Source organism: Frateuria soli (genome assembly GCF_021117385.1).
Classification (GTDB): domain Bacteria; phylum Pseudomonadota; class Gammaproteobacteria; order Xanthomonadales; family Rhodanobacteraceae; genus Frateuria_A; species Frateuria_A soli.
The window spans coordinates 941,648-956,377 of record NZ_CP088252.1 but is presented as its reverse complement, the minus strand read 5'-3'; the positions used below and the strand labels follow the sequence as shown (position 1 = coordinate 956,377).

The window sequence follows — 14,730 nt, the reverse complement described above, 5'->3', positions numbered from 1 at the left end:
GTGGTGCTCCTTACTTGTCCAGCGGTTCATGCCAGGATACCTCGCTGCTGAGCACCGACTTGAGGGTGGTGATCTCCTTGCAGATGATCGCGCCGGTCGAGGTCTGCACGCACGCGGTCAGCTTGCGTTGGCCGGTGCCCTCGCCCACATGGAGGCTCGGCGGCGCCGGCAGGCCCGGCCCCATGTCGGTCGACTTGTTCACCGCCTGCTTGCCGTCGACGTCGGCGGTGCCGAAGGGTGTATCGGTCGGATTGGCCGTGCCGCTCTTGTAGTTGAGGCTGTAGAGCGCGCCGCGGCCAACGTCCGTGCAGGTGTCCGTGCCCGGGAAGAACGTGGAGGTCAGCAGCACGCCACCCAACAGGCTCTGCGCGCTGACGACGCGCTCGGCCGGCGTCTTGTCGGTGGTGGTCGTGGGCGCAGTGAGCTCCTGGTACCAGCCCAGGCGTTCGATCGAATTGAAACTACCGAGCAGTTTGTTGAAAGTGTCGACGCTGTTGCCGTTCGCATCGCTGCCAGCCCCCGTCACCGAGCTATCGGTGAACACGTTGATGTCGGTGACGTCAAGCAGATCGGACATGGCCAACGGAAGCACCTTGTACTGATCGTCGCTGGTCGACAACAGCGAGGTGTCGATCAGGCCCACTATTTTCTGTTGCGCAGTCGACGCCAGGTCGTTTCTGGTGTAGGCCCGGCCGGTGCCGACGAACACCATGGGGGCGCCGCGATCGTTGCGGCCGACCGTCGGCCGGATGGTGATCGGCAGGTCCAGGTCCTTGAGGATACGCAGCTTCGTCCAGTTGTCCGGATTGGGATCGGCCACACCATCGACCATGAAGTTGAGCTTCCATAGTGACCCGCCGAAGGCACCGGCACCGGCGTCCTTGACGCTGCCGAAGTACAGCCCCTCCGAACGACCATCGAGGTTGTAGTCGGAAGCGATGAGGTCGCCTGCGAAGCTGTTGGCGCCCGCGTCGGTCGCACCGATGTCCTCGAAATCGAACACCTTGGTCGGCTTGGCCGAGAGCGTCTCGAGATCGTAGGCGCGGATCGTCAGGGAGGTGGTTGTCGTCGCCTCTCCGTGTTCGCTTGAACCCTCACCGCCGTTGTCCGACGTACCCGAGCCGGTGAACAGGAAGAACTTGTTCGGGCTGCCGGAGGTGTTGTCGCGGAACATGGCCGCGGCCGGGATCGACGAGGTGTAGGTATCGACCACTTTGGTGATGTCGACGCACGACGGCGAGTTCAACCTGTTGTCGCTGGCGCACTTGGCCGTGGAATCAGACAACGCGGTATTGGTCAGTTCGGCCAGCAGCTTCGGCGGATCTTCCGGATCGGTCACATCCAGCACGACGTAGGCGGAGAATGAGTTCTGCGTGGCGGTGGTGTTGTCGGTGGCGGTGTTGACCGAGATCGGGCCACCGCCGAAGCGGAATGGCACGATCAGGATGGTGCCCCAGCCTTGGGGATGGACGGTGTCGTCGGCAAAGATCTTCACATCCTGGGCGATCGGGCTGCCATCGACGTAAAAATTGTGCTTGTAGGCCGGATCAGCCAGCCAGCGCAGGTGCGGCAACAGGTTGCCTGGCACATAGGCCCAAAGCTCGCCACCCAGCGGGTCGGCGGTCACTGTGAGAGCGGTGTCGGTAGGGGTCAGCTGCAGCCGATGTTCCCGAGCGTTGTAGAAGCCGCCATTGAAGGCGTGCAGCATGCCATCGTTGGCGCCCACGTAGACGACCTGGCGGCGATTCCGGTACTTCTTCCTGAAATTGCCGTAGCTGATATCGCCGTAAAGCAGATCGAACGCTTCCGAAGGGGTGCCTACAACGACAGGCGTGGAGTCGACGATGTCGCCCAAGCGCAGCACGCGCAATGTCCCGTCGTTGTTGTAGTCGACCGTCCGCGAGCGCCACAACCGGTTGCCCTTGGCATCCTTGTCCGCAAGCTCGTAGCCACGGATCCAGGCGACGATGCGCATGGCCACGTCCGGGTCGGCCGTGTTGAGGTACCGGAAGTTGCCGGTGGTGCCGTTGTTCTTCTTTTCACCGTAGAAGCCGGTGGTACTGCTCTTGCCGGTACCGCTGAACGCGAACGGCTGCTGTTCGCCGTTGTCGACCACGCCATCGTGGTCGGCGTCGATCCAGGTGAAGATGTAGCGACCGTTGCTCGACAGCGAATCGTAATCGCGGTTCGTGCTGGTCAGGCTGCCGCTGTCGACGCCGGTGCTGAAGCTCGTGCTCCACAGCTGGTTCTGCGCACTCCACACCGTCCTCAGCTGGTCGAGATTGTGATCGGTGATGATCGCATCTTCTTTCTTGAAGACCGTGACGGGCGAGCCATCCGCGCTGGCCGGCATGATTTCGCGGTGGAACTTGGTCTGGTTGTCGTTCGGATCGTAGAAGAACTCGATCACCGGATCGACGTCGTACCCGTCGAGTACGGCCGACCCGGCGGTGAAGCCGTTGCCGTTTTCACGCAGGTGTCCAAAGCTGTCGGTCCACAGACCGTTGAGCGTGCCGCTCCAGGCTGCCGCGCGATCGCTCGAATCCTTGCGTTCGGCCTGGTAGAGCGCCTGGTAGACCAGACCCACGCCCTTGGCACTGTTGGCCACCACCGCGGCGGCCGTACCGGAACCGGCGCGCTTGAGGATCGCTTCAAACATGTAAGCGAGCCGTTCTTGCAACTGGGCCGGGTTGCGGACCATGAAGTAGTTGTCCGGCAGCCCGTCCTGGCCATTGGCGCCCGAGTCGTTGACGATCGCGTCCCACTCGGCCGAATCCTGCCGGTCCGGCTTGTTGTCCTTGTTCTGGTCCGCGAAGCCGCCGTACTTGGCTGCATAGAACAGTGGATTGGGCAGTGGCAGCTGCTCGGACGGACCGGTGCTCAGCTTGTCCGCGGACGGACGGCTCCAGCTGTCGGCATCGCCCTTGCTGCCGTACAGGAGGCTGCCGTTCGTGTCGCCTGGCCGCAACACCGTGAACTTCGCAGCCTGCCCGGTGGAATTGTCCGCACCGGCCATGGTGTAGCCGATGCGCAAGGCGTTGCCCGCATAGGCCGAAAGCGCCTGCACCCTGGTCACCAGGAACTGCCCGTTGCTGGTGTTGACCTTGCCGTTCTTGCAGATATCGGAATCGAGCGTGTCTACGCAGATGTCGTCGTAGCCGTCATTGTTTCCGTCGTACGAGCAGTAGGAGCCCACGCAGAAACTCAGCATCTCCACTACGTCGTTGTCGTGGTCGTTGCCCCACTGCGAATCTTCCCAGGTAATGGTGAAACTGCCGCGCACGGGGCGACGCTGGCCATTGTAGGTCACGTCCAGCGAGGGCAGGCCGTAGACCTTGAAATTGCCCTTCGAGTCCTTCTGCGTCGTCGACGTCTTCGGACCCACGGTCAGATTGCCCAGATAGCAACTGCGCCAGCCCGTCGTGCTGTCCAACGCGGCCGAGCCGGTATTGTTGGCCTGGCACGCCGGCGTGATGGTGATGAAGTCGACCGGACAACTGGTTATGTCGTTGCCGGTCTCGCACACCGGGATGGTGAAGCTCGGCAGCGACTCGGCCAGGGCGATCGCATAGGTCTGCACCTTCTGAGTCCCGGTCTTGTCCTTGCGCATGTCGTTGGTCCAGGCCTGATAGGCCAGGCCCGCCATCTGGTAGCCACCCTCGAGCGAGGGCACGTCCGGGCAGATGCCGTGTGCCAAGGCGAGGTCATCGATCTCGTAGGGCGTGCAGACATCCTGGTACGTGGTGCCGTCCAGCGCGCCATAGCGGCCGACCAGGTACTTGGGCGGTGCACCGCTGGTCTTGGCGCCGGCCAGGTTTTCGTTGGCGCCGACCAGAGTGGTCGCTGCATTCGCCTGGACGGGCAACGCCGCGACATTCGGAATCTGGTCGCTGTCGAAGGAATTCAGGCCGGTGGTGATGACGATGATGCTGCAGTTGGCGCAGTACGGGTTGCCGCCGTCCTCGGGCTTTCTGTAGGGATCCTTCCAGCTCGCCAGCGGCAGTCCCGCAACTCCATTGATCGATGCATCACTCACGTTGAACAGCGTGGTGGGTGCGCTTTCGCCGCCGATGTAGCGCAGCGCCTCGGCATACATTTCCGCGAGCGGGTTGCCCGAATCCTTGCAATCGTACGCATTGGTGCCGGAGGGGCCCGGATCGTTCAGGTGCCTGGTCCCTGCGGAGCCGCGCTGCAGGATGCCGTAATTGTTGCAATCGTCGTAGTTGTCGTTGTCCGGATTCCATGATGTCAGGCGGAAGCGGCTCAGGGTATTGACGATGCCTTCCCTGCCCGCGACGACGTTGCAGAACTGGCCGGTCTGCAGGTTGACCTCGTCGACCTGGCCCTTGGCCGGGTCATAGACGCAGCCGGAGCCGGTGTTGCCGGCGAACTTGCCGATATTGCGGCGCAGCACGCCGCCCGCACGGGGCTTGCTGTAGGTGCCGGTAACCAGGCCGAAGCGCATGGAGCCGTTCTCGCCATAGCGCTGCAGCAACCCGGCGGGCTTCCAGTGGTCGGTCGACGTACCGTCAGAAAGTTTTTCGGTGTACTTGCGGCAGAACTTCTCGCGATAGTCGGACGAATTGCAGGCAAGCACGCGCACGGTGTAGACCGAGTTGCCCAGACCGTCGCTCTTCTGCGGAGAATCGGACCTGTTGATGTCGCTGCCCGACTCCGTAATGTCGTCGCGCCAACGGCACTGTTCGCGTGCAGTCGATGCCCACTCCGTATAGGAGCCCTTTGCCACCCTCAGTTCCGGGCCCCCAGTGGTCGTAGGCGACACGTTGCACATCGACAGGCCCTTTCCACCCGTGCTGGTGGTGGTGAAGGGGGTGAACTTGTTGACGTCGCTGCCCAGATAGACCTTGGACCAGGCGTGCAGGTCGCTCGGGATATAGGAGCGTTCGAGTACCGTCGTGTCCTTGGTATCGGTGGAACGATTCCCGCCGTAGAGCACCAGCCGCAACACGTCGATACGGCTCATCGCGGCCCAGTTCAGGAAGTTGCCGCTCCACTTCGTTCCGTCGCACTCGTGCGCCTTGGAGTTGCCGTTGTCGTCAGTCGCGGCGGCGCCGGCCACGAACTGCCCGCTGCTGTAGCCGTAACACAGGTTCGCGTCGAAGTAACCGGAGTAATCGAATCCGTCCTGATAGGTGGTGTCGACGACACCGTCGCCATTGAGATCGGTGTAGTCGGTGTATGCCTTGATGTACAGCTGCTCGTCACGCGACATCACCAGCATGACCAGTGGGGGTACCGAGCCCACGTTGAGCAGCGGATAGGCGGTGTAGTTGTCCGCCGTGGCTTTGCTGCCATCGCTGGTGATCGAAATGGGCGCATCGAGGCCTATGCCCGACGTCGTGGTCGCATGCGCGGGCGGCAGGTAGGAGACACCGGATACCAGCGTCAGCAGAGCCAGCCCGGCAACGTTGGAAAACGCCTTGCCAAATTCCATGTTCATTCCCCTGCCCGCTCAGTTGCGGATCGATTGGCGGTACTGGGCCATGGTGACGGCACGGCCGTCGCCCGGTACGGTGCCAACACTCATCACTTCGAAATACATGCTGCCGCCGCCCGCCGCGGCGCCACCGCCAATGCCGCGGTAGCCGGCCGCCTGGGCTCCGCCGGAACCTTCGGCTAGCACCGTGCCATCCGGGATGATCGATATGGTGGCCGATACGTTGCGCGAGCAACCGCTGCTGGTCACGTCGCACATGGACAGGATCGCGTCCGGATGCCAGGTGCTGCTGTCGTAGCGCTTTTCCTCCGGCAGGGTGCCGCAGGCCGGTTCCAGGTTGCCGTAGAAGAGATCGACGTCGCCGGCGCAATTCTCCTGCAGGCCATCCTTGACCACGGTCAACATGTCGTCGGTGAGGCCGAAGTCGAAGTCGTCGTTCGGCAGCGAGCCTCCGAGATCTTTGGGCCAGCCCCGCTGGAAGACGTGTTCGTCGAACAGCGCGATCGGCACCGAGCGCAGGGTCTCGGATGTCTCGAAAGCCCGCTGGTGATTGGCAACGTTGGTGACCAGGCGCATTTCCATCAGCGTGCCGCGCATGGCGATGACCGCCACCAGCGATAGCACAACCAGGAATACGAGGCCTACGAAGAGCGCGATGCCGCGCTGGCGTGAACGTGTCGCGGAGATGTTCATCGGGTTGCCACCAGCATGCGGATGCGGTTGCGCAATTGCACCACCTGGGTCAGCGGGGTGCGGGCGAATTGCCAGGGCTGGCTGCCGGCGACGGAGAAGCTGGCGCAGCCGGTAGTGGTCGTGGTTGCGGTGCCGATGACGTACGTGCAGTTGCCGACGCTGAACGTACCGGTGTGCGGCATCGATACATCGCGCTGTTGCGACACGGCCACCAGGCCGACGTTGACGGTGATCACGCGCGCCCATTCGTCGGCGGCGACGGCACTGGCATTCTTGTAGTTGGCCGGCACCAGTTGGTTGACGTCCGTGGTGATGCCATAACGGAACTGCAACTGCTCGATGCCCTCCACCAGCGGCTCTTCAGTAAGGTTGCCGGTGCTGTCCAGGCGCATGCGCATGAGCGTGGGGACCGGGCTGCCATCGTCATCGGACGCGTCGCAGTGGGATGTGTCCGATCCGCCGGCAGGATTGCTGCAGGGCCGCAGGTAATACATGTCCAGACGGTAGGCATACACGTAGCGGCCGATCGCGGATGCAGGCGGGGTGGTCGGCACCGAATCGCTGCCCAGGAACAGTGCGGCCTGCTGCCCGATCGCCGACACCAGGTACACCTGCTTGGGCGCGGCGCTGATGGTGGAGCTGGCGGCAGGGTCCATGCCACCGGCGTCCACGTAGCGCGTGACCAGTACGTCCGAGCCCTTCACGTAGTCCTTGTCGTTCACGCACCCTGACAGCGGAAACGTGGCGCCTCCCTCGTAGCCGAAGACACCTTCGCGGGTATTGAGGATCCAGTCCGCCTTGCAATCGCCGCGGGCGGTTACCGCAGGGGAGCCGGTCACCACGCCGCCAGCATTGCCGCCCCAGAAGTCGGCCATGCGCAGTGACCAGCCGATGCGGTCGGACGCGAAGCGCATGTTCTGCTGCAGGATGTTCGTGCCCTGCTGCAACTGGTAGGACTTGCGATTGGCCAGCAACACCTGGATCAGGCCGGCGACCACGATCAGGCCCAGCACCATGGCGATCATCATTTCAACCAGCGAGAAGCCAGCGGCTCGGCGGGATCCCATACGTGGCGTCCTCATGGCAGCATGCTGAAGCTGTAGGTGCCGTTGTCGGCGGCAGTCAGCTCCTTGTCGCCATTGAGGTCCAGGCCATTCCAGGACACCGTGATGGTGAAGGTCCCCAGTCCGGCGTCACGCTGCACCTTGCCGGCAGGCACGCCCTGCGCGGCGATCGTGCTGTTCTTCAGGTGGTCCAGCCAGTCCCGCAGGTCCCTCTTGGCCTGGGCACACGGCGGGTTGCTCGCGCATGCGGCGGGGTCGGGGGCGACGGTGCCATCGTAGATGTAGTAGCTGCTGCTGCCGTCCGCCGGATCGACGCCCTGCGGGTTGGCGCGCATGGCGTCGGCCAGGCTGCGCGCCTGGATGATCGCGTTGGTGCGCGAACTCGATTCCTTGGTGAACTGGGCGCCCTTGGTCTGCAACAGTGCCAGTCCAAGCATGCCAATACCGAACACGACGATCGCGACCATCACCTCGATCAGCGACACGCCGCGCTGGCTGCGCGCGTAACGTTTCATTCCAGCCCCCTTCCGGATCACGCCTATCCCAGCATAGGCAACCAGGCGTCCGGCGCCAGACCCCGGGGGACGAAAGGCAGGATTTTTCCGACAAGCGGCATCCGGCACGACGCCGGATGTGGCCTGCGTCACATCACCTGGAGCCTGCTGCCGACTTCCACGCGGTTGCGTCCGGCATCCTTGGCGCGGTACATCGCGTTGTCCGCGCGCCGGACCAGCTCGGCGAGGTCGTCGGCGTCGTGGTCCGCCAGGGCGGCCCCCACGCTGGCGGTGATGTGCAGGCCAGGGGCGAGATTGGCGAGCGGCAGCGACTCCACTTTCCGGCGCAGGCGCTCGGCGATCTGCAGGGCCACCTCCAGCGTGGTATCGGGCAACACCACCAGGAACTCCTCGCCACCCAGGCGCCCCACCATGTCGAAGCGGCGCAACGCCTGCTTGCATGCTTGCGCGACGCGCAGCAGGACCTGGTCGCCGACGGCATGCCCGAAGGCGTCGTTCACCGCCTTGAAGTGATCCACGTCCAGCACCAGCACGCACAGCGACTCGCCGTTGGCGCAGGCATGGTCGAGCGCCCGCTGCGCCAGCTGTTCGATGTGGCGCCGGTTCGCAATTCCAGTGAGCGGGTCGGTCATCGCCAGGCGGTGCAGCTTGCGCGAGCGACGGAACTGGCGCACCGCGAGCCACAGCAGCATCGCGATCAGCACGCCGCCGAGCACCAGCGCCAGGCGTTGCCAGTGGCGCACGCGTTGGAGCGATTCGAGCTGCTGATCCTTCAGTGCCCGGTCGGCCGCCAGCCGGCGGTTCTCCTGCTCGCGCCGGGCGGTCTGGAACTGGTAATTCATCAGCGTGGCGTTGTTGGAGTGCGCCTTGCGGTCCAGCGCCTCGTGCACCGACATCAGCCGGCGCAAGTCCGTCACCGCGAGATCCGGATGGTCGAGCGCCTGGTAGCTGCGCGCGCGGGCATCGAGCAACTCGGCCAGGTAGCGCAGGTTGCCGCTCTGGCGCAGCAGCGTCTCCGCCTGGTTGTATTCGTCGACCGCTACACCGTGCCGGCCCAGACCGGCATGCGCCTCGGCGGTCTGCAGCAAAACCATGTCGCGATTGGAACGGTCGCCCATGCGGGCGAAACCGGGTTTGGCCCTGGCCAATTCATCGAGCGCCTCCTGGTAACGGCCCTGCAGGTTGGCGACCTGTGCAAGGCCCAGGTGGATGCTCGCGCCCCGCGAGCGGCTGTCGACCGCGTTCGCCAGCGCAAGCGCCCTGCGCAAATGCCGCTCTGCCACCGGTTGGTTGCCTGCGTCGCTTTCGAGGAAGCCGAGTTCCATGTGGGCAGCGAGCTGCTGCGCGCGGTCGTGCCGCTGTTCGCCCAGCGCAAGCAGCTTGTCCAGGTACTCGCGTGCCTGCGCCTGCTCCCCCAGCCGGCGATAGGCGACGGCGATGTTGAAGAGGTTCTGCTCACTCTCCACCGGCGCGCCACTTGCGGAGTAGAACTTCTGCGCCTCGAGGAAATCCACCAGGGCCAGGGCGTGCTCGCCCAGCAACGACTGTACGCTGCCGCGCCAGGTCAGTCCGTCGGCGAGCAGCCGCTGGTCTTCGTGTTGGCGCGCCAGGCTGATACCGGCGTCATAGTCGGCGAGGGCATCGCGGGGCGTGGTAAGCGCCTCCTGATTCGCTCCGCGGCAGAAGTGGAAGTTGATTTCCGCCTGGTAGTAGTCCAGTCGCCTGGCATCCTCGATGCCCTTGGCCGCATAGGCGATGCCCTGCTCGGGCGGAGCATCCATCCCAAGGATGCAGTACATGTACCGGTAGCGCAGCTCGCGCCGGGCATCCGCCGCTGGCACCAGGCTCTTCATGTGTTCCAGCGCCTGGTCCATGCCCGCCTGGCTGTCCGGCGCGATCTCGCCGCGCTCCAGCCGGCCGGCATACTGGTCGAAGGCAGCCGCCTGGTCGGACGGCACCGCTGCAAGCGCCCGCCCCAGGAACAGGCTCATGACCAGGATCGACACTGCCCGCAGCAGCGGTTTTGCTCTGGCTGTCGATGTGGGCAAGGTCAAGGAATCCGTTGTGCGCCCTTCCCTGGCGAGCTCTGGCGGTACGCCTCCACATTTAGCGGCAGGAGGCCCAAAAAACTGTAGCGGGCGGCGGCCCCTCCGATCCATCCGCCATCCACCACGGTTCCCAAGCTTGCCACGGCGCGCGCGCTTGCGTGCGCCGCGGTCGATCCGTAGAATTTCCGCCTCTTTAGCCGGAATAGCTCAGTTGGTAGAGCGGCGCATTCGTAATGCGTAGGTCGTAGGTTCGAATCCTATTTCCGGCACCAGTCCATGAAAAAGGCCCGCGCGAGCGGGCCTTTTTCTTTGCGGACGGCGCCTGCGTCAGAGGCTGGCGGGTACGTTGCCGCCGTCCAGGCGCAGCTCGCGCGGCAGCGCGAAGGTGATCGTTTCGGCCTCGCCCTGCAGTTCACGCACTTCGCCAGCGCCCCAGGATTGCAGGCGCGCGATCACGTCGCGCACCAGTTTGTCCGGTGCCGAGGCGCCGGCGGTGAGGCCGATCCGGGTGACGCCGTCGAGCCAGGAGCGTTCGATGTGCTCGGCGCCGTCGATCAGGAAGGCACGCACGCCCTGCTTCTCGGCCAGCTCGCGCAGGCGGTTGGAGTTGGAGCTGTTGACCGAACCGACCACCAGAACGAGGTCGACGGCCATGGCCAGCCGCCGCACGGCATCCTGGCGGTTCTGCGTGGCGTAGCAGATGTCGTCCTTGCGCGGCCCTTCGATATCCGGGAAACGCTCGCGCAGCGCAGCGATGATCGCCTTGGTGTCGTCCACCGAGAGCGTGGTCTGGGTGACGTAGGAAAGCTGGTGCGGGAAGCGCGGCGCCAGCGAAGCCACGTCCTCGACCGACTCGACCAGCAGGATCTCGCCGCTGTTGGCATGGTTCCACTGGCCCATGGTTCCCTCCACTTCCGGATGGCCGGCATGCCCGATCAACACCACGCTGCGGCCGGTACGACCCAGGCGCGCGACTTCCATGTGCACCTTGGTGACCAGCGGACAGGTGGCGTCGAATACCTTGAGCGCGCGCTGGCCGGCTTCCTCGCGCACGGCCTGGGACACGCCGTGGGCGCTGAAGATCACGGTCGCGCCGTCGGGCACCTCGTGCAGTTCCTCGACGAACACGGCGCCATCGGCGCGCAGCTTCTCCACCACGTAGCGGTTGTGCACGACCTCGTGGCGCACGTAGATCGGTGCTCCGTATGACTCCAGCGCTCGCTCGACGATGGCGATGGCGCGATCGACGCCGGCGCAGAAGCCACGGGGGTTGGCGAGCAGGATGTCCATGGGCGTTTCGCAGAAGTGATGGAGTGTCCGTAGCAGCGCAGCGCGACCATGAGGCACCGTGGTCGCGCGCGGTTGCGCTCCTACAACGGCCGTATTATCGCACGTCGGCCTTGCCGCTCCTGAAACCGAACAGGATCAGCAACACCGCGCCCACCGTGATGCCGCAGTCGGCCACGTTGAACACCGGATAGCTCCACTGCCGGTAGTAGACCTGGATGAAATCGGTCACCTGCGCGGCATGCAGGCGATCGACCAGGTTGCCCAGCGCGCCGCCGATGATCAACGCCAGCGGCAACGCCGTGCGCCAGTCACGGCGCTCGGTACGTGCCAGCCACACGACCAGCGCGCCGCTGATCAGTAGCGCCAGCGCCACGAAGAACCAGCGCTGCCATCCGTCACCGGAAGCCAGGAAGCTGAACGCGGCGCCGGTATTGAAGGCCAGCGTCCAGTTGAGCAAGCCCGGGATCACCGGATGCGGCATGCCGGCCGGCTGAAGGGCGTGCAGCGCCCATACCTTGGTGAGCTGGTCCAGGCCGATGACCAGCAGGGAAAGGAGCAGCCAGGGCAAGGCGTTGGGTTTGGGGTGCATGGGCTTCTCGCTTTGTTCCCTCTCCCACCGGGAGAGGGTGCCCGTCAGGGCGGGTGAGGGTTCAGGCGGAGCGCGCTCTCGAGGCTCGCCCTGACCCTCACCCCAACCCCTCTCCCGAGGGGAGAGGGACTTTCAAGGTCAGAACCAGCGGCGCGTTTCGCCCTGCCCGGCCACGTTTTCGACACAGCGGCCGCACAGTTCCGGATGCTCCGGATGGCTGCCGACGTCGGGCCGGCGGTGCCAGCAGCGCACGCACTTGGCCGCGTCGCTCGCGGTGGCCGAGACCCAGGCCTCGCCTTGGCCGAGCTCCACCCTGGCCGCACCGTCGTCACGCGATGCCAGCGGCGCCAACGAGGCCTCGGAGGTGATGAAGAAGAAGCGCAACTCCTCCGCGGCCGGCGCATAGCGCTCGACCAGCGCCGGATCGGCGTGGATCGCCAGGTTCGCCTCCAGCGAGGCGCCGATCTGCTCGGCCTTGCGCATCCCCTCGAGCACGCGCGCGCCGGCTTCGCGGATCGCCAGCAGGTCGCCCCACCAGCGGCGCTGCTCGGGCGAAGCCTGGGTCGCGGCCAGGCCGTCGTACCAGGTTTCGAACAGCACGCTCTCGCCACGCTCCCCGGGCAGCTGCTGCCAGATCTCCTCGGCGGTGAACGCCAGGATCGGCGCCAGCCAGCGCACCAGCGCCTCGGCGATGCGGAACATCGCGCTCTGCGCACTGCGCCGGCCGTGGCTGTCGGTCGGCATGGTGTAAAGGCGGTCCTTGGTGATGTCCAGGTACAGCGCGCCCATCTCGTTGGTGCAGAAGTTCTGCACGCGCGCGACCACGTCGGGAAAGTCGTAGCGCTCGTAGGCGGCGACGACGGCCTGCTGCACGTCGAACGCCTGCTGCACGGCCCACTGGTCCAGCGGCAGGGTCTGCTCGACCGGCAGCAGGTGTTTCGCCGGCTCGAAACCGTCCAGGTTGCCGAGCAGGAATCGCGCGGTGTTGCGGATGCGCCGGTAGCTGTCCGACACGCGCTTGAGGATCTCGTCGGACACCGACATCTCGTTGCGGTAGTCGGCCGAGGCCACCCACAGGCGCAGCACGTCGGCGCCGAGCGTGTCCATCACCTTCTGCGGCGCGACCACGTTGCCCAGCGACTTGGACATCTTGCGGCCGGACGCATCGACGGTGAAGCCGTGCGTGAGCACCTCGTCGTACGGTGCGCGGCCGTGAATCGCCGAGGAGGTCAGCAGCGAGGACTGGAACCAGCCGCGGTGCTGGTCCGAGCCCTCCAGATACATCACCTCGTACTGGGCCGCATCGCCCTGCTGCAGCTCCGGCCGCTGGCCGATCACGCAGAAATGGGTCACGCCCGAATCGAACCAGACGTCGAGGATGTCGGTGACTTTCTCGTAGTCGCCGGCCTGGTCGCCCAGCAGCTCGGCGGCATCCAGTTCGTACCAGGCGTCGACGCCGCCCTGCTCGACCTTCTTCGCCACCTGCTCCAGCAGCGCGACCGAATCGGGGTGCGGCTCCTGCGTGGCCTTGTGCACGAACAGCGCGATCGGCACGCCCCAGGTGCGCTGGCGGCTGATGCACCAGTCCGGGCGACCCGCGACCATGCCCGCGATGCGCTCCTCGCCCCAGGTCGGCACCCAGCGCACGTCCTTGATGGCCTTGAGCGCGGTGGCGCGCAGGTCCGCCTGCTCCATGCCGATGAACCACTGCGGCGTGGCGCGGAAGATCACCGGCGTCTTGTGGCGCCAGCAGTTGGGGTAGCTGTGCTCGATCTTCGCGTGGGCCAGCAGCACGCCGCGGCCGCGCAGCAGCTCGACGATGGCGTCGTTGGCCTTCCAGATGTGCAGGCCGGCCAGGGCGAGGTCGCCGGCGGCCGGCACGTCCTCGCGATAGGCGCCGCGCGGGCCGACGTAGTTGAGCGTGGAGAGGCCGTTCTCGCGGCCGACGACGAAGTCCTCCATGCCGTGGTCAGGCGCGGTGTGCACGGCGCCGGTACCGTCCTCGGCGGACACGTGCTCGCCCAGCAGGATCGGCACTTCGCGTGGATAGAACGGATGGTGGAGCTTGAGGCCGTCGAGGTCCGCACCCGTGGCGTGGCCCAGCACGCTTGCCGCATCGACGCCGTAACGCTTGAGCGCCGGCTCGACCAGCGCGCTGGCGATCACCAGCAGCAACCGCCGGCCATCGCGTGCCGGACCTTGGACCAGCGCGTATTCCAGCTCCGCGCCCAGCGCCACCGCCTGGCTGGACGGCAGTGTCCAGGGCGTCGTGGTCCAGATCGGCACGGCCACGACCGCATCGCCCGGGTCGACGCCGAACTTGCCGGCCAGCGCCTTCGGATCGACCGCGTCGTAGGCCACGTCCACCGCGGGCGACTGCTTGTCGCCGTACTCGATCTCCGCCTCGGCCAGTGCCGAGCCGCAGTCGAAGCACCAGTAGACCGGCTTGGCGCCGCGCACCACGTGGCCGTTGGCGACGATGCGCGCAAGCGCGCGCAGCATGTCGGCCTCGTAGCGGAAGTCCATCGTCTTGTAGGGATGCGACCAGTCACCCAGCACGCCCAGCCGCCTGAAGCCCGCACGCTGCCCGTCGACCTGCTCCTGCGCGTACTCGCGGCATTTCTCGCGGAACGCGCGCGCATCGAGCTTCTCGCCGGGCTTGCCGTGCTTCTTCTCCACCGCGATCTCGATCGGCAGGCCGTGGCAGTCCCAGCCCGGCACGTACGGCGAGCGGTAGCCGGCCAGCAGCTTGGACTTGACCACCATGTCCTTGAGGATCTTGTTGACCGCATGGCCGATGTGGATCTCGCCATTGGCGTACGGCGGGCCGTCATGCAGCACGAAGGCCTTGTCGCGCCCGGCAACCTTCTGCTGGATCTGCGCGTAGCGGCCGGCCTTCTCCCACTCGGCCAGCCAGTGCGGCTCGCGCTTGGGCAGGTCGCCGCGCATCGGGAAATCCGTCTGCGGCAGGTTGATCGTGCTCTTGTAGTCGTGCGTCATGAGGGGTGTCCGTGGGGCGACGCCGGGAAGGCGCGAAACGCGCCGGCGAACCGTTGAAAATAGTGGAAATTGC

General features: G+C 65.6%; 8 protein-coding genes and 1 tRNA gene. 1 reads left to right on the top strand and 8 read right to left on the bottom strand.

Annotated features, from left to right (window positions below):
* Window positions 1-10: 10 nt before the first annotated feature.
* From LQ771_RS04375 to LQ771_RS04355, 5 genes are all read right to left on the bottom strand, one after another.
* Window positions 11-5,455 (bottom strand): pilus assembly protein, encoded by a 5,445-nt coding sequence (locus LQ771_RS04375; protein WP_231351149.1) that lies wholly within the window; start codon window positions 5,453-5,455, stop codon window positions 11-13.
* Window positions 5,456-5,473: 18 nt separating this feature from the next.
* On the bottom strand, window positions 5,474-6,151 hold the full coding sequence (locus LQ771_RS04370; protein ID WP_231351148.1) for a PilX N-terminal domain-containing pilus assembly protein: 678 nt from the start codon (window positions 6,149-6,151) through the stop codon (window positions 5,474-5,476).
* On the bottom strand, window positions 6,148-7,218 hold the full coding sequence (locus LQ771_RS04365) for a PilW family protein (protein WP_231351147.1): 1,071 nt from the start codon (window positions 7,216-7,218) through the stop codon (window positions 6,148-6,150). Before LQ771_RS04365 ends, LQ771_RS04370 begins: the two co-directional genes overlap by 4 nt.
* An 11-nt stretch (window positions 7,219-7,229) precedes the next feature.
* Entirely contained in the window at window positions 7,230-7,730 is a 501-nt protein-coding gene (gene pilV / locus LQ771_RS04360) for a type IV pilus modification protein PilV (protein WP_231351146.1), read from the bottom strand.
* Window positions 7,731-7,858: 128 nt separating this feature from the next.
* Window positions 7,859-9,721 (bottom strand): diguanylate cyclase, encoded by a 1,863-nt coding sequence (locus LQ771_RS04355; protein ID WP_231351145.1) that lies wholly within the window; start codon window positions 9,719-9,721, stop codon window positions 7,859-7,861.
* 253 nt (window positions 9,722-9,974) lie between these two features.
* On the opposite strand from LQ771_RS04355, the gene LQ771_RS04350 reads away from it, so the two are divergent.
* Window positions 9,975-10,050 (top strand) — tRNA-Thr (locus LQ771_RS04350).
* 55 nt (window positions 10,051-10,105) lie between these two features.
* Here the strand turns inward: LQ771_RS04350 and ispH are convergent.
* From ispH to ileS, 3 genes are all read right to left on the bottom strand, one after another.
* Window positions 10,106-11,068, bottom strand: a complete 963-nt coding sequence (gene ispH, locus LQ771_RS04345) for a 4-hydroxy-3-methylbut-2-enyl diphosphate reductase (protein ID WP_231351144.1) — start codon at window positions 11,066-11,068, stop codon at window positions 10,106-10,108.
* 94 nt (window positions 11,069-11,162) lie between these two features.
* Complete coding sequence (gene lspA / locus LQ771_RS04340) at window positions 11,163-11,657, bottom strand: signal peptidase II (protein ID WP_231351143.1); 495 nt, start codon at window positions 11,655-11,657, stop codon at window positions 11,163-11,165.
* A gap of 138 nt (window positions 11,658-11,795) precedes the next feature.
* Complete coding sequence (gene ileS, locus LQ771_RS04335; protein ID WP_231351142.1) at window positions 11,796-14,657, bottom strand: isoleucine--tRNA ligase; 2,862 nt, start codon at window positions 14,655-14,657, stop codon at window positions 11,796-11,798.
* Between the last annotated feature and the right edge of the window lie 73 nt (window positions 14,658-14,730).

What these genes read in the sequence shown, in the direction of transcription:
- LQ771_RS04375 (WP_231351149.1), bottom strand. Translation starts at nt 5,455, where the DNA reads ATGGAATTTGGCAAGGCGTTTTCCAACGTTGCCGGGCTGGCTCTGCTG.
- lspA (WP_231351143.1), bottom strand. Translation starts at nt 11,657, where the DNA reads ATGCACCCCAAACCCAACGCCTTGCCCTGGCTGCTCCTTTCCCTGCTG.
- pilV (WP_231351146.1), bottom strand. Translation starts at nt 7,730, where the DNA reads ATGAAACGTTACGCGCGCAGCCAGCGCGGCGTGTCGCTGATCGAGGTG.
- ileS (WP_231351142.1), bottom strand. Translation starts at nt 14,657, where the DNA reads ATGACGCACGACTACAAGAGCACGATCAACCTGCCGCAGACGGATTTC.
- LQ771_RS04365 (WP_231351147.1), bottom strand. Translation starts at nt 7,218, where the DNA reads ATGGGATCCCGCCGAGCCGCTGGCTTCTCGCTGGTTGAAATGATGATC.
- LQ771_RS04355 (WP_231351145.1), bottom strand. Translation starts at nt 9,721, where the DNA reads ATGAGCCTGTTCCTGGGGCGGGCGCTTGCAGCGGTGCCGTCCGACCAG.
- ispH (WP_231351144.1), bottom strand. Translation starts at nt 11,068, where the DNA reads ATGGACATCCTGCTCGCCAACCCCCGTGGCTTCTGCGCCGGCGTCGAT.
- LQ771_RS04370 (WP_231351148.1), bottom strand. Translation starts at nt 6,151, where the DNA reads ATGAACATCTCCGCGACACGTTCACGCCAGCGCGGCATCGCGCTCTTC.